Source organism: Dyella sedimenti, assembly GCF_022760995.1.
In the GTDB taxonomy this organism is placed as follows: Bacteria; Pseudomonadota; Gammaproteobacteria; order Xanthomonadales; family Rhodanobacteraceae; genus Dyella; species Dyella sedimenti.
On the sequence record NZ_JAKWJO010000001.1, the window covers coordinates 28,770 to 47,240 of the forward strand.

20 protein-coding genes are annotated in these 18,471 nt (G+C 70.1%); 12 read left to right on the forward strand and 8 right to left on the reverse strand.

Annotated features, from left to right (window positions below; genetic code table 11):
* Positions 1 to 2 precede the first annotated feature (2 nt).
* The 4 genes from MJ605_RS00160 to MJ605_RS00175 form a co-directional block, all read right to left on the reverse strand.
* On the reverse strand, positions 3 to 1,385 hold the full coding sequence (locus tag MJ605_RS00160) for a DNA polymerase Y family protein (RefSeq protein ID WP_243038676.1): 1,383 nt from the start codon (positions 1,383 to 1,385) through the stop codon (positions 3 to 5).
* A 73-nt stretch (positions 1,386 to 1,458) separates the two neighbouring features.
* Positions 1,459 to 1,869 carry a hypothetical protein gene (locus MJ605_RS00165; RefSeq protein ID WP_243038678.1) on the reverse strand — a complete coding sequence of 137 codons (411 nt, stop codon included), beginning with the start codon at positions 1,867 to 1,869 and terminating at the stop codon, positions 1,459 to 1,461.
* Between the two features lie 64 nt (positions 1,870 to 1,933).
* Entirely contained in the window at positions 1,934 to 2,392 is a 459-nt protein-coding gene (locus MJ605_RS00170; RefSeq protein WP_425600945.1) for an Mpo1 family 2-hydroxy fatty acid dioxygenase, read from the reverse strand.
* Positions 2,389 to 3,291, reverse strand: a complete 903-nt coding sequence (locus MJ605_RS00175) for a phosphoribosylaminoimidazolesuccinocarboxamide synthase (RefSeq protein WP_243038682.1) — start codon at positions 3,289 to 3,291, stop codon at positions 2,389 to 2,391. The genes MJ605_RS00170 and MJ605_RS00175 overlap by 4 nt, the downstream gene beginning before the upstream one ends.
* A 205-nt stretch (positions 3,292 to 3,496) precedes the next feature.
* Between MJ605_RS00175 and MJ605_RS00180 the strand changes: the two genes are divergently transcribed.
* The 3 genes from MJ605_RS00180 to rpe all read left to right on the forward strand — a co-directional run bounded on the left by MJ605_RS00180 (position 3,497) and on the right by rpe (position 5,399).
* A complete protein-coding gene (locus tag MJ605_RS00180; protein ID WP_425600972.1) occupies positions 3,497 to 3,799 on the forward strand; it encodes a c-type cytochrome in 303 nt (100 codons plus the stop codon).
* Positions 3,800 to 3,817: 18 nt separating this feature from the next.
* Positions 3,818 to 4,621, forward strand: a complete 804-nt coding sequence (djlA, locus tag MJ605_RS00185; RefSeq protein ID WP_243038684.1) for a co-chaperone DjlA — start codon at positions 3,818 to 3,820, stop codon at positions 4,619 to 4,621.
* A 97-nt stretch (positions 4,622 to 4,718) separates the two neighbouring features.
* Positions 4,719 to 5,399, forward strand: coding sequence for a ribulose-phosphate 3-epimerase (gene rpe, locus MJ605_RS00190; protein WP_243038685.1), 681 nt, complete (start codon positions 4,719 to 4,721; stop codon positions 5,397 to 5,399).
* 259 nt (positions 5,400 to 5,658) lie between these two features.
* Here the strand turns inward: rpe and MJ605_RS19235 are convergent, their stop codons facing one another.
* On the reverse strand, positions 5,659 to 5,790 hold the full coding sequence (locus MJ605_RS19235) for a hypothetical protein (RefSeq protein ID WP_279237342.1): 132 nt from the start codon (positions 5,788 to 5,790) through the stop codon (positions 5,659 to 5,661).
* 377 nt (positions 5,791 to 6,167) lie between these two features.
* On the opposite strand from MJ605_RS19235, the gene pdsR reads away from it, so the two are divergent.
* Genes pdsR through MJ605_RS00205 form a run of 3 tightly spaced genes read left to right on the forward strand, consistent with a single transcriptional unit; the run spans position 6,168 to position 9,472 of the window.
* Positions 6,168 to 6,857: a proteobacterial dedicated sortase system response regulator gene (gene pdsR / locus MJ605_RS00195; RefSeq protein WP_243038686.1), complete on the forward strand. Its 690-nt coding sequence runs from the start codon at positions 6,168 to 6,170 to the stop codon at positions 6,855 to 6,857.
* Positions 6,845 to 7,438, forward strand: coding sequence for a hypothetical protein (locus MJ605_RS00200; RefSeq protein WP_425600946.1), 594 nt, complete (start codon positions 6,845 to 6,847; stop codon positions 7,436 to 7,438). Before pdsR ends, MJ605_RS00200 begins: the two co-directional genes overlap by 13 nt.
* 21 nt (positions 7,439 to 7,459) lie before the next feature.
* Positions 7,460 to 9,472: an ATP-binding protein gene (locus tag MJ605_RS00205; RefSeq protein WP_243038688.1), complete on the forward strand. Its 2,013-nt coding sequence runs from the start codon at positions 7,460 to 7,462 to the stop codon at positions 9,470 to 9,472.
* Positions 9,473 to 9,540: 68 nt separating this feature from the next.
* On the opposite strand, the gene MJ605_RS00210 is transcribed toward MJ605_RS00205, so the two are convergent.
* Positions 9,541 to 10,692, reverse strand: coding sequence for a hypothetical protein (locus MJ605_RS00210; protein WP_243038690.1), 1,152 nt, complete (start codon positions 10,690 to 10,692; stop codon positions 9,541 to 9,543).
* A 218-nt stretch (positions 10,693 to 10,910) separates the two neighbouring features.
* Between MJ605_RS00210 and trpE the strand changes: the two genes are divergently transcribed.
* Together trpE and MJ605_RS00220 are read left to right on the forward strand one after the other, a co-directional pair.
* Complete coding sequence (gene trpE, locus MJ605_RS00215; RefSeq protein WP_243038691.1) at positions 10,911 to 12,386, forward strand: anthranilate synthase component I; 1,476 nt, start codon at positions 10,911 to 10,913, stop codon at positions 12,384 to 12,386.
* 2 nt (positions 12,387 to 12,388) lie between these two features.
* Entirely contained in the window at positions 12,389 to 13,081 is a 693-nt protein-coding gene (locus MJ605_RS00220) for a hypothetical protein (protein WP_243038693.1), read from the forward strand.
* A 76-nt stretch (positions 13,082 to 13,157) separates the two neighbouring features.
* On the opposite strand, the gene MJ605_RS00225 is transcribed toward MJ605_RS00220, so the two are convergent.
* Positions 13,158 to 13,892, reverse strand: coding sequence for a M15 family metallopeptidase (locus tag MJ605_RS00225; protein ID WP_243038695.1), 735 nt, complete (start codon positions 13,890 to 13,892; stop codon positions 13,158 to 13,160).
* Positions 13,893 to 14,004: 112 nt separating this feature from the next.
* Here MJ605_RS00225 and MJ605_RS00230 point away from each other — a divergent pair, with 112 nt between their 5' ends.
* Both MJ605_RS00230 and MJ605_RS00235 read left to right on the forward strand, forming a co-directional pair.
* Positions 14,005 to 15,393, forward strand: coding sequence for an SH3 domain-containing protein (locus tag MJ605_RS00230; protein WP_243038696.1), 1,389 nt, complete (start codon positions 14,005 to 14,007; stop codon positions 15,391 to 15,393).
* A 27-nt stretch (positions 15,394 to 15,420) separates the two neighbouring features.
* Positions 15,421 to 16,221, forward strand: coding sequence for a L,D-transpeptidase family protein (locus tag MJ605_RS00235; protein ID WP_425600947.1), 801 nt, complete (start codon positions 15,421 to 15,423; stop codon positions 16,219 to 16,221).
* On the opposite strand, the gene MJ605_RS00240 is transcribed toward MJ605_RS00235, so the two are convergent.
* A complete protein-coding gene (locus MJ605_RS00240; protein ID WP_243038698.1) occupies positions 16,218 to 16,502 on the reverse strand; it encodes a hypothetical protein in 285 nt (94 codons plus the stop codon). The two genes, MJ605_RS00235 and MJ605_RS00240, sit on opposite strands and share 4 nt — an antisense overlap.
* A gap of 280 nt (positions 16,503 to 16,782) precedes the next feature.
* On the opposite strand from MJ605_RS00240, the gene MJ605_RS00245 reads away from it, so the two are divergent.
* Positions 16,783 to 17,379, forward strand: a complete 597-nt coding sequence (locus MJ605_RS00245) for an anthranilate synthase component II (protein ID WP_243038700.1) — start codon at positions 16,783 to 16,785, stop codon at positions 17,377 to 17,379.
* On the forward strand, positions 17,376 to 18,449 hold the full coding sequence (trpD, locus tag MJ605_RS00250) for an anthranilate phosphoribosyltransferase (protein ID WP_243038701.1): 1,074 nt from the start codon (positions 17,376 to 17,378) through the stop codon (positions 18,447 to 18,449). The genes MJ605_RS00245 and trpD overlap by 4 nt, the downstream gene beginning before the upstream one ends.
* The last annotated feature ends 22 nt before the right edge of the window (positions 18,450 to 18,471 follow it).

Genomic DNA, 18,471 nt, shown 5'->3' on the forward strand with positions numbered 1-18,471 from the left:
CTTCATCCGTCGATGGGTTTTCCGGGCTTCTTTTCCTGCCGCTCCTGGCGGTGGGCATGCTCGGCCAGCACCTTGGCCCGGTTGAGCGACTGCAACCATAGTGCGTGGTGCTGCGCGTCGTCCTTGCGCGTCTCGTTCTCGCTGGCGCTGTCGGGAATGCGGTTGAAGGGGATGCGCATGGGCGCGGCGTCGTGGTCGATGGCCGCCTGCATGCTGCCGAAATAGACCTTGTTGTAGCCGAACTTCGCGTTGATGCGGTCGATCACGGCATCGACCTGGCGCGTGGCGGCGGGCGGGGCGAACAGCGAGCCGGTGCTTTGCGCGCGCTCGACCAGTCGGTGCAGGGTGACGCTCACCGACAATGGCGCGGCGTGCGCGGGGCCGGGCAGCAGGCGCGAGCGGTGGCCGGGCGCATCGATCATCAGCGCGAGCATGCGCAGCAGCTCGCGGCTGTCGTCGGTGGGATCGAAGGCGAGGTCGCCTTCCCAGCGCTCGTCGTGGCCCACGTAGCGGATGCGCACCGCCATGGCGCCGCTGAGCATGTCCAGCTTGCGCAGCCGCATGGCCGCCTTCACCAGCAGCTTCTTCAGCACGGCGCGCGCGCCGGCGGGATGCCGCAATTCCGGGCCCAGCACGTGCGAATGCCCCAGCGAGCTGCGCGCAGTATCCGCGGTCGGCAGCCAGGCGCCGTGCAGCAGGTCCCACATGCGCTCGCCCTCCACACTGCCCCAGGCATGGCGCAGCAGGTGCCTGGGTGCCTCGGTGAGCTGCCTGACCGTGGCGATGCCCAGGCCGTTGAGGCGTTGCTCCATCGACGGGCCGATGCCGCACAGGTCGCGCAGTGCGAGATCGTGGAGCACGTGCGGCAGGTCGGCCTGCTCGATCACCGTGAGGCCGTCGGGCTTGCGCATGTCCGAGGCGGTCTTGGCGAGGAAATCGTTGGGCGCAATGCCGATCGAGCAGCGGATGGCGCCGCCGGGCGCGACCTGGGCGATTTCCCGCTTCACCTGCCTGGCCACCTGTTCGGCCACGGCGCGCTGGCGCTGGCGTCCCACCAGCTCGCAGGCCATCTCGTCGATCGAGCCGATGCGCGCGATGGGGATGGCGCGGTCGATCGCATCCTTCAGGGTGTTGTGCCAGGCCACGTAGCGCTCGGGGCGCGCCACGCGGATGACGATGCCCGGGCACAGCCGCCGGGCCTCGCGCACCAGCGTGCCGGTGCCCACGCCGAAGCGCTTGGCCTCGTAGCTGGCGGCGATCAGGCAGGTGGTGTCGGCGTCCACCGGCACCACGCCGACCGGACGGCCGCGCAGCGCGGGTTCCTCATGCTGCTCCACCGAGGCGAAGTAGCTGTTGAAGTCGATGAACAGGCTGCGCAGGGTCATGCGGGCGTCTCGGCGGCTGGCCGGCGGTTATAGCTTGCGCCGGTCCCATGTTCGGAGACCGTGATGCGTCGATTCAGCCGGCCAGGCTGGTGGCGATGCCGAAACCCACCGCCGTCATCGCCGCCACCGCCATGCAGGCGCTGGCCAGGCGGATGCGGTGCGCGTCGACGCGGGGGATCAGCCGCCACAGCACCGGCACGCCGATCGCCATGTCCGCCACCAGCGCGCCGCGCAGCAGCGGCGAGGCGAGCAGCGGCGCATAGGGTGGCCTCGCGTGGCCCTCGTGCAGCGCCACGCCCGCCACCAGCAGCAGCCCGACCAGGCTCCACACCAGGCAGGCGAGATAGGTGCGGTTGAACACCACCGGGCAGCGTTCGCTCCAGCGCAGCACGGACCACGCGACGATGGCGAAGAACAGCGCGCCGATGCTGCTGTAGAGCACCCACCAGAGCAGGGTGCTGATCAGGGTGAGCAGGGTGGTCATGGGGTTTCCCCGTCTTTGCCCGCCATGCCGGCTTGCGAAGGAACGACGGGTGCGTACCGGGCCATCAAATGCCGGCGCGCCGCAGCAGCTTGTCCATCAGCCAGGCCGGGCCCACCAGCAGGTAAGCCAGGTCGGTGAGGAAGCTGGGCCGGCGGCCTTCGATGGCGTGCCCGACGAACTGGCCGATCCACGCCACCACGAACACGCCGATGGCGGTCAGCAGCAGGGTATGCGGACCCAACTGGCGATAGCCGAACTCGGTCAGCACGCACAGCAGCGCCAGCGCGATGAGCAATGCGGCGCCCAGCCGGTGCGATTGCTTCCAGTACCAGGCGAAGGCCAGCACCAGCGCGGCCACGGCCCAGAAACCGGGCCGGCCGACCATCGGCGGTACCGGAATCGTCCACATCATCGCGATCGCGCACCATACGATCAGCGGCACGCAGATCCAGTGCAGCAAGCGGTTGATGGGGTGCTGATGATCGGCGCTGTAGCTGTCCAGCCAGGGCTGCATGAGGGTCACTCCAGGGTGATGCCGGCCAGCCGCTGCAGGGCCTCGGCGTACTTGGCGGTGGTGGCGGCGATCACCTCGGCGGGCACGTGCGGGCCCGGCGCGGTCTTGTTCCAGTCCAGCGTTTCCAGGTAGTCGCGCACGAATTGCTTGTCGTAGCTCGGCGGGCTGATGCCGACCTGGTACGAATCGGCCGGCCAGAAGCGCGAGGAGTCGGGCGTGAGCATTTCGTCCATCACGTAGAGCTTGCCCTGCTCGTCGGTGCCGAACTCGAACTTGGTGTCGGCGATGAGAATGCCGCGCTCGGCGGCATAGGCGGCCGCCCACCGGTAGATGGACAGGGTGGCCTCGCGCACCTGCTCGGCCAGGTCCGCGCCCACCGTGGCCACCACGGCGTCGAAGCTCACGTTCTCGTCGTGGTCGCCCACGGCGGCCTTGGTCGAGGGCGTGAAGATCGGCTCGGGTAGCTGCTGCGCCTGCTTGAGGCCCGCCGGCAGCCGGATGCCGCACAGCGAACCGGTGGCCTGGTAGTCCTTCCAGCCCGAGCCGATCAGGTAGCCGCGCGCGATCGCCTCCACCGGCACCGGCTTCAGGCGGCGTGTCACCACCGCGCGCTTCTCGTAGAGCTTCAGGTCGGTGCCGGCCGGCAGTACCTCGGCCAGCGGCACGTCGAGCAGGTGGTTGGGCACCAGGTGCGCGGTCTTGCCGAACCAGAAATTGGAGATCTGGGTCAGCATCTCGCCCTTGCCCGGGATCGGGTCGGGCAGCACCACGTCGAACGCGGAGAGACGGTCGCTGGCCACGATCAGCAGACGGTTCTCCGGCAGCGCGTAGACGTCGCGCACCTTGCCGCGATGGATCAGCTCGAGGCCCGGCAGGTTCGATTGCAGCAGGGTGGTGGGCACGTTCATGGGCTCCTGGCTGGCCGGCCTGGCGGGCCAGGACGGAAAAACGGGCGGCCCACGCCGGGCCGCGATCAAGCTGCCGATTGTAGCCGGTGACGCCGGGGCGACGCGCCGGGCATGGCGGCGCGGCTGCTAGAATCGGCGCTTTTTGAGCCCAGGCCCGTCCATGGTCCCGACGCCCCGCCTTATCGCCAGGCCGCACCGGCGCTGGATGCCGCGCGCCGGCGGGCTGTTGCTGGCGGTGCTGGCGTCGTCGCCCGCGTACGCCGCCGCGCCGCCCAAGCCCGCCCGCCTGGGCCTGTGCGCGGCCTGCCATGGCGAGGCCGGCATGGCGCAGATCCCCGGCGCGCCCAACCTGGCCGGGCAGCGGCTCGACTACCTGCGCGAGGCGTTGCGGCAATATCGCGACGGCCGGCGCAACGCGCCGCTGATGCGCGCCGCGATCGGTCCGGTCAGTGACGCGGACCTCGACGAACTGGCACGCTGGTACAGCGCGCAGACGCCGCAACCCTAGAGGCCGACCCAAGCCATCATGACCTTCACCTGGACCCTCTGGCTCGCCCTGCTCGGACTGATTTTCGGCCACGGCCTGCCCGGCGCCGTGGTCGGCGGCATCACCGGCTTCATCATCGACAGCCTGCGCCGGGGCCAGCGCCGCCGCGCCACGCCCCAGGAAGGCGGCTACGTCGGCCCGCTGTTCAACGTGCTGGGCGCGGTGGCCAAGTCCGACGGCCGCGTGTCCGCGGCGGAGATCGCCGTGGCCGAGCGCCTGATGCAGCGCATGGGCCTGGAGCACGAGCAGCGGCGGCTGGCCATCACCGCCTTCAACCAGGGCAAGCAGCCGGAATTCAACGTCACCCTCGCCATCGAGGAACTGCGTCGCTGGGTGGGCCTGCGCCGCGACCATGCCTTCCCGGTGCTGGATGTGGTGATCGAGACGGTGCTGGCCGAGGGCAACCCCTCGCCGGAGAAGATGGCCATCCTGCGCCAGCTCGCCTTCGCCCTGCGCGTGAGCGACATGGAGCTGATGGCGCTGATGGCGATGAAGGGCTATGCCTGGAATGCTGGCGGCTACGCGCGCGGCCCCGGTTCGCACGGCGGCGGCTACGCGCCGCCCCGGCGCAGCACGCAGGGGCCGGATCCGTACACCGTGCTGGGCATTTCCCGCGACGTGGACGACCGCGCGGTGAAGCGCGCCTACCGCAAGCTGATTTCCGAACACCACCCCGACCGCCTGGGCGACCTGCCCGAGGCCATGCGCAAGCAGGCCGAGGCACGCGCCAGCGAGATCAACGCCGCCTACGAGCGGATCAAGGCCGAACGCGGCTTCAAATAAACTCGGCGTCGACCTGCAGGAGCGCACCTTGTGCGCGACCGCAGCCGCCGGTCGTCCCAGGTCGCGTACAGGGTGCGCCCTTACAGGAATCATGAACATGAGCAGACAGACCAGCGTCATCGCCCCCTCCATCCTCTCCGCCGATTTCGCCCGGCTCGGCGAGGACACCGCCAAGGCGTTGGCCGCCGGCGCGGACTGGGTGCATTTCGACGTGATGGATAACCATTACGTGCCCAACCTCACCATGGGCCCGATGGTGCTCAAGGCACTGCGCGACTATGGCATCAGCGCGCCGATCGACGTGCACCTGATGGTCAAACCGGTGGACCGCATCGTGCCCGACTTCGCCAAGGCCGGCGCCACTCTGATCAGTTTCCATCCGGAAGGCAGCGAGCACGTCGACCGCACCATTGGCCTGATCAAGGACTCGGGCTGCCAGGCCGGCCTGGTGTTCAATCCCGCCACGCCGCTGGGCTGGCTGGACTACGTGATGGACAAGCTCGACCTGATCCTGCTGATGTCGGTCAACCCGGGTTTCGGCGGGCAGAAGTTCATCCCCTCGGCGCTGGACAAGCTGCGCGAGGTGCGCCGCCGCATCGACGAGAGCGGCCGGCCGATCCGGCTGGAGATCGACGGTGGTGTCGGCCCGGCCAATATCGGCGAGATCGCGGCGGCGGGCGCGGATACCTTCGTGGCCGGCTCGGCCATCTTCAACGCGCCCGACTACCAGGCCGTGATCGCGCAGATGCGCCAGCACCTGGCCGCGGCGGGCGGCTGAGCGGATTCGGGGCAAGAAAATCCCGGCGCACTCCGCGCCGGGAGAAGTTCGTCGGAACGACGTGTGAGGAGACCACAGGCGGGCAGGTCCACGGCAAGAACCCGCGCCACCGGAACTTGGGACCGGCCGCGTCCCGTTTGGTTCCCTGCGTCCCCCGGCCCCCGCAAGTTCATTCAGCCGGCCGGCCAAAAAAATCCCCGCCGCGAGGGCGGGGTGGAACGTGCCAAGGGTGGGACGAGTGGCGAAATGCCCAGGGGCGTCAGAGCGGCTGCCAGTCCGGATCGGGTTCCTCGGCCCCGGCGGCCGGCACGCTTCCCTGCGCACCGGTCGCCTCCAAGCCTTCCACGGCAGCTGACAGGAAGGGATCGTCCAGTTCGGTATCGCCGTTCATGAAGGCCTCCTCAATGCAGGCTCATGACCAGCCCGAGCAGCAGCGCGCCCAGCGCCAGTACCACGCGTAGCGGTTCAAAGCCGCGCAGTTCGGCATTGGGGTCGACGGGGGGCTGGTTGGTGGGACGCATGGTTCGGGTTCCTGCGAAGTGCGGTTTCATTCGGCCCGAGCCGGGGGCATGCGCCGGGACCCGGATATGGCAAAACGCGGGCAAGATCGGGCACGGGGCGGGCAGGCTCTTGCCTGGCGCAACTTCATGCGGGTGCGATGGCGCCATGCCGGCGCCAGATGGCGAAACGCGGGCAAGCGGCGCGCACGGCTTGCGTAGCCGGGGCGCAAGCCGCACCCTGCGCGCCATTGCCACCAGGGAGTGCACCATGGGCCGCAGCATCGCCATCGTCGAGGACGAACCGCTGATCCGCGCCAACTACGTCGAGGCACTGACTCGCTTCGGCTACGACACGCGCGGCTACGGCTCGCGGCAGGAGGCTTCCAACGCCTTCGCCATGCGCCTGCCCGAGCTGGTCATCATCGACATCGGCCTGGGCGACGAGCCCGAGGGCGGCTTCGACCTGTGCCGCGAGCTGCGCGCCAAGTCGGCCACGCTGCCGATCATCTTCCTCACCGCGCGCGACTCGGATTTCGACGTGATCTCCGGCCTACGCCTGGGCGCGGACGACTACCTGAGCAAGGACACCAGCCTGCACCAGCTGGCCGCGCGCATCGCCGCGCTGTTCCGCCGTATCGAGTCGCTGAAGGTGCCCGCCTCCAGCGAGACGGTGATCGAGCACGGCCCGCTCAAGCTCGAATCCGAGCGCATGCGCATCACCTGGAACGGCGAGGAGGTCCCGCTCACCGTCACCGAGTTCTGGATGGTGCACACGCTGGTGCGCTTCCCTGGCCATGTGAAGAACCGCGACCAGCTGATGCGCGAGGCCGAGCTGGTGGTGGACGACGCCACCATCACCTCGCACATCAAGCGCATCCGCAAGAAGTTCATCGCCGTGGCGCCGGACTTCGACGCCATCGAGACGGTGCACGGCGTGGGTTATCGATGGAAGCCGTGACGAGGCGTGCGTTCGCCTGGCTGCTGTGCTTGCTGGCGTCGTTCGCGACGCAGGCCGCCATGCCCGGCAAGGACGTCACGGTCGCCGGCAAGCCGGACCGCGACGTTCCGGGCTGGACCGTGCATACCGTCCTGCCCGAGGGCTGGACCCAGGATTGCTGCCTCTACGCCAAGGCCATCGGCGTGAACGAGGTGCTCTACCGGGGCGAATGGACCGGCGAGCCGGAGCGCGTGATGGTGCTCAACGTATGGCCGTCCAGACTCTCCTCTCTCGAGGCCGAGGTGCAGGACGACCGCCATCACTATCTGGACCGCGACCCGGGCGGCAAGGCGGGCACGTTCGCGCTGGACAATCCGGCGCTGGCCTGTCGCGGCGTGCTGTACGAGGGCACCGACCGCAAGGACGACGTGGTGGTGTTCTGCGATCCGGGCCTGGCCTCCGGCATCCGCTTCAGCTGGTCGATGACGCTCGCCCACGACGACGGCGACAGGGCCGCCCTGCTGGCGTTGTTCCGCCGGGTGGCGGAGCAGTCGCGCTATGCGGTGGACCATCCCGGCCATGACGGTACCGCCAAGCCCTAGGCTTTTCGGTATCGTCCCGCCATGACCCTGCGCCGCAAGCTGCTGCTCGTCGCCCTGTGCACGCTGGCCCTGCCCGTGGCGGGCTGGCTGTACGTGCGCCAGATGGAGACGCTGCTGCGCGAGGGCCAGGCGCAGGCGCTCACCGCCTCGGCCCGCGCCATGGCGCGCAGCCTGGTGGTGACCGACGCGCCGCTGCCGCCGTCCGGCCCCCTGTGGTATGTGCAGGAGGCGGCCAATCCCATCACCGTCGACGGCTACGGCGACGACTGGGCGCCGCTCACGCCGTGGAGCCAGCCGCTGGACAAGCGCGGCAAGCTGCTGCTGGCCGAGGATGCCGACTGGCTCTATCTCTACGTCGACGTGCGCACCACCCAGCGCACGCGCGCCGACGCGGACGATCCCGGCGCATTGCGCGCGGACCACCTGGTGCTGAGCCTGGGCAAGGGCGGGCAGTCGCGTCGCTACCTGCTGGCCAGCGCGGCCCCGGGCCTGCTCACCGCGCGGCCGCTCGATCCGCCCGTCGATGGACTGCCGTCGCTGCTCACCGCGCAATGGCAGGAGGATGGCAGCGGCTATCGGGTGGAGCTGCGCGTGCCGCGCAACCTGGGGCTGGATGCGCTGGGGCTGGCGATCTACGACGCCGGCAGCGGTGGTGACCCCATGGCGGTACAGAGCCGTCCGCTGGTGACCTATTCGCCGCCGCTGACGCATGAGCTGGGCCAACTGGCGCTGGATGGCGTGCAGGCGCGCGTATTGGCGCCGCAGGGCTGGCTGTTGGCGCGCACCGGCCATCTCGCCACGCCGGCCGCTACGGCGGGCGACCAGCCGGGCTGGTTCGCGGCGCTGGTCTACCGATCGCTGCTGGCCAACCAGGTCGAGGATGCCGAGCCCTGGACGCAGGACGTGCCGCGGCTGGACGTGGACGAGGTGCGCCAGGCCAGCGAAGGCAGGCCGGCCACGCTGTGGCGGCAGGGCGAGGCGCGCGGCAGCGTGGTGCTGGCCGCCGCGGTGCCGATCGAGCGCGAGGGTCAGGTACGCGGCGTGCTGCTGCTGGAACAGGCCAGCCGTGCGGTGCCGTTGCTGGCCAACCGCGCATTGCTGGGCCTGCTGCTGACCAGCTTCAGCGTGCTGCTGGTCGCCGGCGCGATCCTGCTGATCTTCGCCACGCGGCTGAGCATCCGCCTGGGCCGGCTGCGCGACGCGGCCGAGCGCGCGCAACTCAACGATGGACGTCTGGACGGCCCTTTCCCGATGACCGGCGCCGAGGACGAGATCGGCGACCTCGCCCGCAGCTTCGCGCGCCTGTTCGAGGTGGTGGGCGGGTATACCGACTACCTGCGCACGCTCGCCTCCAAGCTGTCGCACGAGCTGAATACGCCGCTGGCCATCGTGAAGTCCTCGCTGGACAACCTGGAGCACGCGCTGCAGGCCCAGCACGCGATGCCGCCGGATGCGCAGCCGTACTTGCTGCGCGCGCGCGATGGCGTGGCGCGCCTGGGCACGCTGGTGCGCGCGATGAGCGAGGCCAGCCGGATGGAGCGCGCCATCGCCGCGGCGGAGCCGGAGGACGTGGACCTGGTGGCCGTGGTGCGTGGCTGCAGCGAGGCCTATCGCCCGCTGGCCGGCACGCGGCGGCTCGAAACGGTGTTGCCGGCCGCGCCGGTCGTCATGCATTGCGCGCCTGAACTGATCGCGCAGGCGCTGGACAAGCTGTTCGACAACGCCTTGTCGTTCACCCCCGAGCAGGGCTGGCTGCGCCTGACCCTGCGCGCCACGCAGCATGGCGCCGAGATCGAACTGGCCAACCAGGGGCCGCCGCTGCCGGCCGCCATGCAGGGCCGCCTGTTCGATTCGCTGGTGAGCCTGCGCGACAAGGCCACGCCGGGCGACGCACCGCACCTGGGGCTGGGCCTGTACGTGGTGCGGCTGGTCGCCGAGCGCCATGGCGGCGTGGCGATGGCGAGCAATCTCGCGGACGGCCGCGGCGTGGCCTTCACGCTGCAGCTGCGCGGCATGCCGAGGCAGCGGCTGTAGCGTCCCGCTTATTTCTTTCGACGGCAACCCTGTGGGAGCGCACCCTGTGCGCGACTGGGGCGGCGCGGCTACTTCATCTCGCCCAGCGTCCAGCCGCCGCCGCCTGGCATCACGGCGAACTCGCGTACCGTGGTCGCCGCGCAGTCCGCCGGCTGGTCGGTGCATTGGGCCAGCGTGATGCGCAGGTGCTGGTCGTCGACCAGGCTGAAATCGGCCAGGCGCGTGTTGGCCAGGCCGGCCGCCTTGTCCAGCACCGTGCCGATCAGCACGCCGTGATGGAATACGTAGAGCTGCAAGTCGTTCGGCTGGCACTGCGCATCGACAGTCACGGCGGCCTCGGCCACGTAGGTATCGCCCTTGCGTTGCGCGCGGCCGGTCGGCAGGCGCTGGCCGGTGAGCAGGAAACGGTCTTCGTCGCTCTTCGGCTCGGGGGACCTGGCCGCGCACTGCACCGCCGGATCGGCGACGGAGGCCGTTGCCGAGGCTGACAGCGGCTGCAGCGGACGCGGCACATAGATCGCGGCGGCCGATGTGGGCGCCGGGCGTGCCAACCACAGGCACAGGGCGGTACCGGCCAGCAGCAGGGCGGCTACGGCGTAGGCGCGTCCGCGCAGCAGGGGGCGACGCCACAGGTAGGCCAGTGCGACCAGGGCCAGCAGCACCGCGACCGGCGCCAGCGGACGCAGCAGCAGGGCCAGCAGGCCGAACAGCGCGGCCGCTACGGCGAAGGCGGAAAGCGGGGCCGGTGCCGGCGCGGCCGGCGGCATGGCTGGCGGCGCACTGGCGGCCGGGGGAGGCAGTGGCGGGGGCATGGCGCCCGCATGGGGCAGCGGCGGCGGCTCGCTGGCGCCAGCCGGGGGCATCCAGTCGAACCAGGCCTGGCCGCCGTCGTGGCACCACTGGTCGCCGGGTTCGGCATAACGCTCCAGCGCCGGTTCCGGCAGCGGGCCGTGCACGTGCCCGTTTCGCCGCAGCCAGGCCAGGTGCCCATCGTCGGGCCACACGCTCGCATCCGCGCCCATGGCGCGCAACTGCGCGGCCTGGGTGTCGGCGGTGGCTGCGTCCAGGCCGCGGCGGATCACCAGCGGGGCCCGCTCGAACACGCGCTCGCGGAAGCCGGCCGGGTCCATGCCGAAGGCGGCGGCCATGCGCGCCTGCACGGCGGCGGGATCCTGCCCGTCGAGCAGGCGGCCGGAAAGTACCAGGCAACGGTGGTCCATACCCATCGATTCCCCCTGCGGGTGCCGCGTGATGCACCGATGGGGCAAGGGTAGGGGGGCCGCGGCGGGGGGACAAGCCGCCCGCCGATTTCGGTTCGCCGCGCGACTATGCCTACAATGCCGGTCCCCGAGGCCCCGGGGGCCATCCTGCCGGCACAGGCCGGCGTGGCGCTCCCGTGGACCCGCAACGACGTTTGGCCATCCGGAACTTTCCCCACGTGATTTCCCGCGACGAATTCGACGCGCTGGCTGCGCAGGGTCATACCCGCATCCCGCTGGTGCGCGAGGTGTTCTCCGACCTCGACACGCCCCTGTCGGTGTACCTGAAGCTGGCCGACGGCCCGTATACCTTCCTGTTCGAATCGGTCGAGGGCGGCGCCACCTGGGGGCGCTATTCGATTATCGGCCTGCCGGCGAAGCGCGTGTACCGCCTGCGCGGCCACGAGCTGGAGGTGGAGGACGCCGGCGAAGTCACCGAGCGCCGCCACCTGGACGACCCGCTGGGCGAGATCGAGCGGCTGCGCCAGCAGTACCAGGTGCCGCGCCTGCCGCAGCTGCCGGCCTTCAGCGGCGGCCTGGTCGGCTATTTCGGCTTCGAGACCATCGGCTACATCGAGCCGCGCCTGGCCCAGTGGGACCGCGCCGATGAGCTGGGCACGCCCGACGTGCTGCTGATGCTGGCCGAGGAAGTCGCCGTGTTCGACAACCTCAAGGGCCGCCTGTACCTGATCGTGCACGCCGATCCCTCGCAGCCGCACGCCTACGCCGAGGCGCAGCGCCGGCTGGACGCGCTGGTCTATCGCCTGCGCCAGGGCGGCGCGTCATACCCGCAGCTCAACCAGGGCATTGCGCTGGACGAGGGCGACTTCAAGTCCTCTTTCACCAAGGAGGCATTCGAGGCGATGGTGGAGCGCGCCAAGGAATACATCCGCGCCGGCGACATCTTCCAGGTGGTGCCCTCGCAGCGCCTGAGCGTGCGCTTCAATGCGCGCCCGGTGGACGTGTACCGCGCGCTGCGCGCGCTCAATCCCTCGCCCTACATGTACTTCGTGGACCTGGGGCAGACCCAGATCGTCGGTTCCTCGCCGGAGATCCTCGCGCGCCTGAAGGATGGCAAGGTGGTGGTGCGCCCATTGGCCGGCACGCGCAAGCGCGGCGCCACCGAGGATGAGGACCAGGCGCTGGAGGCCGAGCTGCTGGCCGATCCGAAGGAACGCGCCGAGCATGTGATGCTGATCGACCTGGGCCGCAACGACATCGGCCGCATCAGCCGGACCGGCAGCGTGGAAGTGAGCGAATCCTTCGTGGTCGAGCGCTACTCGCACGTGATGCACATCGTCTCGCAGGTGCAGGGCGACGTGCGTCCCGAGGTGGGCTACATGGACGTGCTCAAGGCCACCTTCCCGGCCGGCACGCTCAGCGGCGCGCCGAAGATCCGCGCGCTGGAGATCATCCAGGAACTGGAGCCGTACAAGCGCAACATCTACGCCGGCGCCATCGGCTGGATCGGCTGGTGGGGCGACGCGGACACCGCCATCGCCATCCGCACCGCGGTGATCCAGGACGGCCGCCTGCACGTGCAGGCCGGCGCCGGCATTGTGTACGACTCCGATCCCGCCTCCGAGTGGGAGGAGACCATGAACAAGGGCCGCGCGCTGTTCCGCGCCGTGGCCCAGGCGGCCAAGGGCCTGTGAGCATGAAGGCGATGCACCGCGGCGCGGCGGCGGCCTGCGCGCTGGGCCTGGGCGGCAGCCTGCTGGTCGCGCCGGTACACGCGGATGCGCCGGCCTGGCGCGACGATGCCGCCTCGCGGCTGGAAGTGCTGGCCTTGCTGCAGACCCTCAACGCCGACCTGCTCAGCCATCCCAGCGCCACGCTGACGCTGGAGCGCTGGTGCGGCGCGCACCGCCTCGCGCCCGAGGCGAACGTGGTGGCCGAGCGCGTGCATGGCGAGGACAAGCCGCTGCCGGCGGGCGCGCGCGAGCAACTCGGCATCGGCGCCGACGAGCCGGTCCGCTACCGCCGCGTGCAACTTGCCTGCGGCGCCCATGTGCTGTCCGAGGCGGACAACTGGTACGTGCCCTCGCGCCTTACCGAGGCCATGAACCAGCAGTTGGACACCACCGACATGCCGTTCGGCAAGGTGGTGCAGCCGCTGCATTTCCGCCGGCAGACGCTGTCCGCCGAGCTGCTGTGGTCGCCGCTGCCGGCTGGCTGGGAGACCGGCGCGCCGCTGCCGGCCCCGCAGGGCGCGCTCGCCATTCCGCACTATGTATTGCAGCATCGCGCCGTGCTGTTCGACCAGGACAACCGTCCCTTCAGCCTGGTGGTGGAGAGCTACACGGCAGGCGTGCTGGCGTTTCCGCCGCCGTCGCTGGGCGGACGCTGAGGCTGGCCTGGTCGCGCACAGGGTGCTCCTACAAGGCACCGTTGTAGGAGCGCACCCTGTGCGCGACCCGGTGCCTTCATTCCACCGGCACGTCGTAGATCACCGAAGGCGACGGCTCGGATACAAGCGTGTAGTGCCACCACTCCATCGCATAGTTGCGAAAGCCCTCGCGCTCCATCGCCGCGCGCAGCAGGGCGCGGTTGGCGTGCTGCGCGGCGGTGGCTTGCGGCGAATCGGTGTTGGCCAGCGTGCCGAAATAGTCGAAGCCGGTGCCCATGTCTAGCGGCGTGCAATGCCGGTCGTGCGCGTCGCATTGCAGCAGGGTGAGGTCCACCGTGGCGCCGCGGCTGTGGCCGGAGACCGGGGCGATGTAGTCGCCGAGCAGGGCGCGCTTGTCCAGTTGCGGATAGTGCGCGGCCTTGGTGCGCTGGTCGGCGAGGTCGCTCGCCCAGCGCACGAAATGCGCCACGGCGCGCGCGGGGCGATAGCAGTCGAACAGCCGCAGCCGGCGATGCTCGGCGCGCAGGTCGCGCTCCACGCGGGCCAGTGCCTCGGCGGCGGGCCGCAGCAGCAGGCACTTGGGTGCGAGATAGCCGTCCACCGGCGTGCCCACGAAGTTGTCGCTACCGGCGTACTTGATGTCCTCGGCGATGTCGGGCGCCAGCGTGCGGATATCGACCAGGCCCGCCTCGGCGGCGGTGCGTGCCGGCGATAGCCTGGGCGGCGATTCCGCGTGGGCGAGGCCCGCTGGCCCGCCGCCGAGCACGGTGGCCAGCGCAAAAGCGCGGATTCGCCTGCCGAAGCTACCCATGGCCATCCTCCCCGATGTGACGCGGCCATCGTACAGGCCGGTGGCCACGAGGGGCGCGGCAGGCGATATGCTCGGCGATGTGGTCCATGCCGGAGGAAATGCAGGGTTGCGCATGCGATGGTTCCAAATCGTGGCGTGGTGCTTCGCCTCGCTGTCGGTGGCGCAGGCGTCGGAGGCCGCACTGATCGTGCCGCCGTCCGGCGTGGTCGGCGTCGCCGACGAGGCCATGCTCACCCCGGATTTCTGGATACGCCGGCTGGCCCAGCCCGACCGCGTGCTGCTGGACGAGGCGGCGATCGCGGCACGCAACGACCAGCTCTACCGACGCGATCCCTCCATGCACGACCTGCATGCCTTGCCGTCCATGCTGACGCGCGAACAGGTGCTGGCGTGGATCGATGGCGTTTCCCAGCTGCCCCGGCGTCCCTTGTTCGACGGGCAGGGCAACCCGGTGGGCGAGGCGGTGTTGCATCGGTTCGTCGATGCGCTCGCGCTCGACCGCGTGCCGGCGCGCCAGCCCACGCGCTATGGCCTGGTGGTGCGCCGCGCCGCGTTGCGCAGCTTTCCTACCGAGCTGCGCGTGTTCACCGTCAAGGGCGACGCCGATATCGACCGCTTCCAGCAGACCGCCGAGTTTCCCGGCACGCCGGTGGCGATCGTGCATGCGAGCCGCGATGGCCAGTGGCTGTTCGTGCTGAGCCCGCGCTATGCCGCCTGGACGCGCCGGGAGAATATCGCCGAAGGCGGCGCGGCCCAGCTGTTCGGCTACGTCGATGCCTCGCCACGACGCGTGGTCACCGGCGCCAGCGTGGCGACCGTGCATACCCGAGAACGGCCGGCCGTATCGCAACTGCCACTGGACATGGGTGTCTCGGCACCGCTGGCGGACCATCCCGCCGACCGGCCGGTCAATGGCCAGTCGCCGTATACGTCCTATGTGATCGAACTGCCCACGCGCACGGCCGATGGCGGGCTCGAGATCGTGCCGGCATTGCTGCCGCGCCAGGCCGATACGGCGGACCGCTACCTGCCGCTGACCGAAGCCAACATCCTGCGCCAGGCGTTCAAGTTCCTGGGCGAGCGCTATGGCTGGGGCCACGACTACGACGCGCGCGATTGCAGCGGTTTCGTCTCGGACGTCTATCGCAGCATGGGCGTGCAGATGCCGCGCGATACCGGCCGCCAGGCGGCCAGTCCCGCGCTGGCTCACCAGGCCTTCGGCGACGGCGACAGCCACGCGGCGCGCATGAACGCGGTGGACGCCCTGCGGGTGGGCGACCTGGTGTATATCCCCGGCCACGTGATGATGGTGATCGGTCGCATCGATGGCCAGCCCTACGTGATCCACGACACCACCGGCATCGCCTATCGCGACGGCCATGGCGACCTGCGGCAGGTAAAGCTCAACGCCGTCTCGGTGACGCCGCTGCTGCCGCTGGTGTTCGACGACGGGCGTTCCTACGTCGATCGCATGACGGCCATCGTGCATGTCCGTCCTTGAATCGTCTTGTCCATGAAGGAAACCGGAATGGCATGGTTCGAGAAGGCACTACAAGGCCGAGCGACATGGGCGGCGTGGTTGGCGTTCCTGTTGCTCATGGTGGGCGGCCGAGCCGTGGCTGCCGAGGACGATGCCGGCTGGCGCGACGCGGGCCAGATGGTGGTCGTGGTGACGCCCGACTGGCATGCCGACCACGGTGTGCTGCGCGCCTTCGAGCGCCTACGCGGCGCGTGGCATCCGGTGGGCGAGGCACAGGACGTGGTGATCGGGCGTGCCGGCGCCGCCTGGGGGCTGGGCCTGAACCCGCCGCAGGCGGACGGCCCGCAGAAGCGGGAAGGCGATGGGCGCAGCGCTGCCGGCGTGTACCGCATCGGCGAGGCGTTCGGCTACGCCGCCCGCGCGGACACGCGCCTGCCCTATCGCGCGCTGCAGGTCTCGGACTACTGCATGGACGTCAGCGGCTCGCCTTACTACAACCGCATCGTCGATACCCGCGAGGTGGGCGAGCAGGCGGTGGCCGGTTCCAGCGAACCGATGCGGCGCGACCTGCACTTGGGTGGCGACCGCCTGTATACGGTGGGCTTCGTGATCGAGCACAACGCGCAGGGACAGGCCGGTGCGGGCAGCTGCATCTTCGCCCATGTCTGGCGCTCGCCCACCGACGCCACCGCCGGCTGCACCGCCATGCCGGAAGCGGCGATGCGCCACCTGCTGGCCTGGCTCAGGCCGGAGCGCCGGCCGGTGTTCGTGCTGCTGCCGCGCGAGCAGTACGCGCGCCTGCGCCGGGCCTGGCGCCTGCCTGGCCTGGAAGCGCCCCGGTCCCGCTAGCGCAGGGAAAGCGGCGGCGTGGCCTCGGGCACGAAAGCCTCCTCGCCGGCCAGCGTGGACAGCGGCACATTGGCGTTCGCATGGGCCGCCACGCGCCGCGCCACGATATGGTCGTGACGGGATTCCAGCCGCTCGATATAGCGCTTGCGCAGTTCCAGCAGCCATTCGGCGGCGCTGCTGTCCAGGCCGGCGTCGCGCACGCGCTGCAGGTGCTCTCTTTCCAGGATCAGCAGCTGGCGCGAATCGCGCAGGCGTTTCTCCAGTTCGGCGATGACGTGCATGACGTACTCCCCCGCGGTCTGGCAAGACAAAAAGTATGCCAGCGGCGCATGGTGGGAATGTGAAGGATGCGGGGCGAACTGCGAGATGGCTCGCCGGTTGGCCGTCTTGCCGGGTTGTCCCTGTCCTTCCGGAGCGCTGCCGGCCAGGGTTGGGGCGCCCCGGGTGCTGCAGTGCGGCGCGGGTTTGAGCACAATGGTCCTTCCATTCCCCCATCCCATACGGGCCGGCAGAACCTCCCACCCCCCCCGTTTCTGGCGATAAATCAAAAAGTTGACACCCATGCTGCTGATGATCGACAACTACGACAGCTTCACCTTCAACCTCGTGCAGTACCTGGGCGAGCTGGGGCAGGCGGTGAAGGTGGTGCGCAACGATGCGCTGGACGTGGCGGGCATCCGGGCGCTCCGGCCCAGCCACATCATGATCTCGCCGGGGCCGGGTACGCCGGACGACGCGGGCGTGTCGCTGGACGTGCTGCGCGAGCTGGCGGGCGAGATCCCGGTGTTCGGCGTGTGCCTGGGCCACCAGGCCATCGGCCAGGCCTTCGGCGGCAAGGTGGTCCGCGCCAAGCGGATCATGCACGGCAAGACCTCGCCGGTGCGCCATCGCGGCCAGGGCGTGTTCGCCGGCCTGCCCGATCCGTTCGAGGCCACGCGCTACCACTCGCTGGTGGTGGAGCAGTCCTCGCTGCCCGATTGCCTGGAAGTCACCGCGTGGACGGAAAACGAGGACGGCTCCATCGACGAGATCATGGGCCTGCGCCACAAGACGCTGAAGGTCGAGGGCGTGCAGTTCCATCCCGAATCGATCCTCACGCAGTACGGCCACGACCTGCTGCGCAACTTCCTGGGCCTGCCGCTGAAGCTCGCGGCATGAGCGGGGCCTTGCAGAACCCGGTGGGCCGCCGCGTCACCATCACGCCGCAGGAGGCGCTCCAGCGCACCATCGAGCATCGCGAGATCTTCCACGACGAGATGATCGAGCTGATGCGTCAGATCATGCGCGGAGAGGTCAGCCCGCTGATGACCGCCGCGATCATCACCGGCCTGCGCGTGAAGAAGGAGACCGTGGGCGAGATCACCGGCGCGGCACGCGTGATGCGCGAGCTGTCGGCCAAGGTGGAGCTGCCGCCGCACGAGCATTTCGTGGACATCGTGGGCACTGGCGGCGATGGCGCGTCGAGCTTCAACATCTCCACTGCGTCGATGTTCGTGGCCGCCGCGGCCGGCGCGCGCGTGGCCAAGCACGGCGGGCGCAGCGTGTCGTCGAAGTCGGGCAGCGCGGACGTGCTGGAGGCGCTGGGCGCGGTGATCGACCTGCCGCCCGCGCAGGTGGCGCAGTGCATGCAAGAGGTGGGCATCGGCTTCATGTTCGCGCCCAACCACCATCCGGCGATGAAGGTCGTTGCGCCGGTGCGCAAGGAAATGGGCGTGCGCACGCTGTTCAACATCCTCGGGCCGCTGACCAATCCCGCCGGCGCGCCGAACATCCTGATGGGCGTGTTCCATCCCGACCTGGTCGGCATCCAGGTGCGCGCGCTGCAGGCGCTGGGCGCCAGGCATGCGCTGGTGGTATGGGGGCGCGACGGCATGGATGAGATCTCGCTGGGCGCCGCCACCCTGGTCGGCGAGCTGCGCGACGGCGAGGTGCGCGAGTACGAGGTGGAGCCGGAGGATTTCGGCCTGGCCATGGCCTCCAGCCGCAACCTGCGCGTGGAGAACGCCGAGGAATCGCGCGCCATGCTGCTGGAGGCGCTGGAAGGCCGCCGTGGCGTGCCGCACGACATCGTCTGCCTCAATGCCGGCGCGGCCCTGTATGCGGCCAACGTGGTCGACGGCATCGGCGCCGGCATCGGGCTGGCTCGCGCGACCATCGCCAGCGGCGCCGCCCGTGCGAAAATGGACGCCTTCGTGGCGGCCACGCGACGCCTGTCGGCAGCGACCTGACGCTCACGCCATCTTCATGACC

Coding starts and splice junctions, on each gene's coding strand:
- MJ605_RS00160 (WP_243038676.1), bottom strand. CDS start 1,385: ATGACCCTGCGCAGCCTGTTCATCGACTTCAACAGCTACTTCGCCTCG.
- MJ605_RS00165 (WP_243038678.1), bottom strand. CDS start 1,869: ATGACCACCCTGCTCACCCTGATCAGCACCCTGCTCTGGTGGGTGCTC.
- MJ605_RS00175 (WP_243038682.1), bottom strand. CDS start 3,291: ATGAACGTGCCCACCACCCTGCTGCAATCGAACCTGCCGGGCCTCGAG.
- MJ605_RS00180 (WP_425600972.1), top strand. CDS start 3,497: ATGCCGCGCGCCGGCGGGCTGTTGCTGGCGGTGCTGGCGTCGTCGCCC.
- djlA (WP_243038684.1), top strand. CDS start 3,818: ATGACCTTCACCTGGACCCTCTGGCTCGCCCTGCTCGGACTGATTTTC.
- rpe (WP_243038685.1), top strand. CDS start 4,719: ATGAGCAGACAGACCAGCGTCATCGCCCCCTCCATCCTCTCCGCCGAT.
- MJ605_RS19235 (WP_279237342.1), bottom strand. CDS start 5,790: ATGAACGGCGATACCGAACTGGACGATCCCTTCCTGTCAGCTGCCGTG.
- pdsR (WP_243038686.1), top strand. CDS start 6,168: ATGGGCCGCAGCATCGCCATCGTCGAGGACGAACCGCTGATCCGCGCC.
- MJ605_RS00200 (WP_425600946.1), top strand. CDS start 6,845: ATGGAAGCCGTGACGAGGCGTGCGTTCGCCTGGCTGCTGTGCTTGCTG.
- MJ605_RS00205 (WP_243038688.1), top strand. CDS start 7,460: ATGACCCTGCGCCGCAAGCTGCTGCTCGTCGCCCTGTGCACGCTGGCC.
- MJ605_RS00210 (WP_243038690.1), bottom strand. CDS start 10,692: ATGGACCACCGTTGCCTGGTACTTTCCGGCCGCCTGCTCGACGGGCAG.
- MJ605_RS00220 (WP_243038693.1), top strand. CDS start 12,389: ATGAAGGCGATGCACCGCGGCGCGGCGGCGGCCTGCGCGCTGGGCCTG.
- MJ605_RS00225 (WP_243038695.1), bottom strand. CDS start 13,892: ATGGGTAGCTTCGGCAGGCGAATCCGCGCTTTTGCGCTGGCCACCGTG.
- MJ605_RS00230 (WP_243038696.1), top strand. CDS start 14,005: ATGCGATGGTTCCAAATCGTGGCGTGGTGCTTCGCCTCGCTGTCGGTG.
- MJ605_RS00235 (WP_425600947.1), top strand. CDS start 15,421: ATGGCATGGTTCGAGAAGGCACTACAAGGCCGAGCGACATGGGCGGCG.
- MJ605_RS00240 (WP_243038698.1), bottom strand. CDS start 16,502: ATGCACGTCATCGCCGAACTGGAGAAACGCCTGCGCGATTCGCGCCAG.
- MJ605_RS00245 (WP_243038700.1), top strand. CDS start 16,783: ATGCTGCTGATGATCGACAACTACGACAGCTTCACCTTCAACCTCGTG.
- trpD (WP_243038701.1), top strand. CDS start 17,376: ATGAGCGGGGCCTTGCAGAACCCGGTGGGCCGCCGCGTCACCATCACG.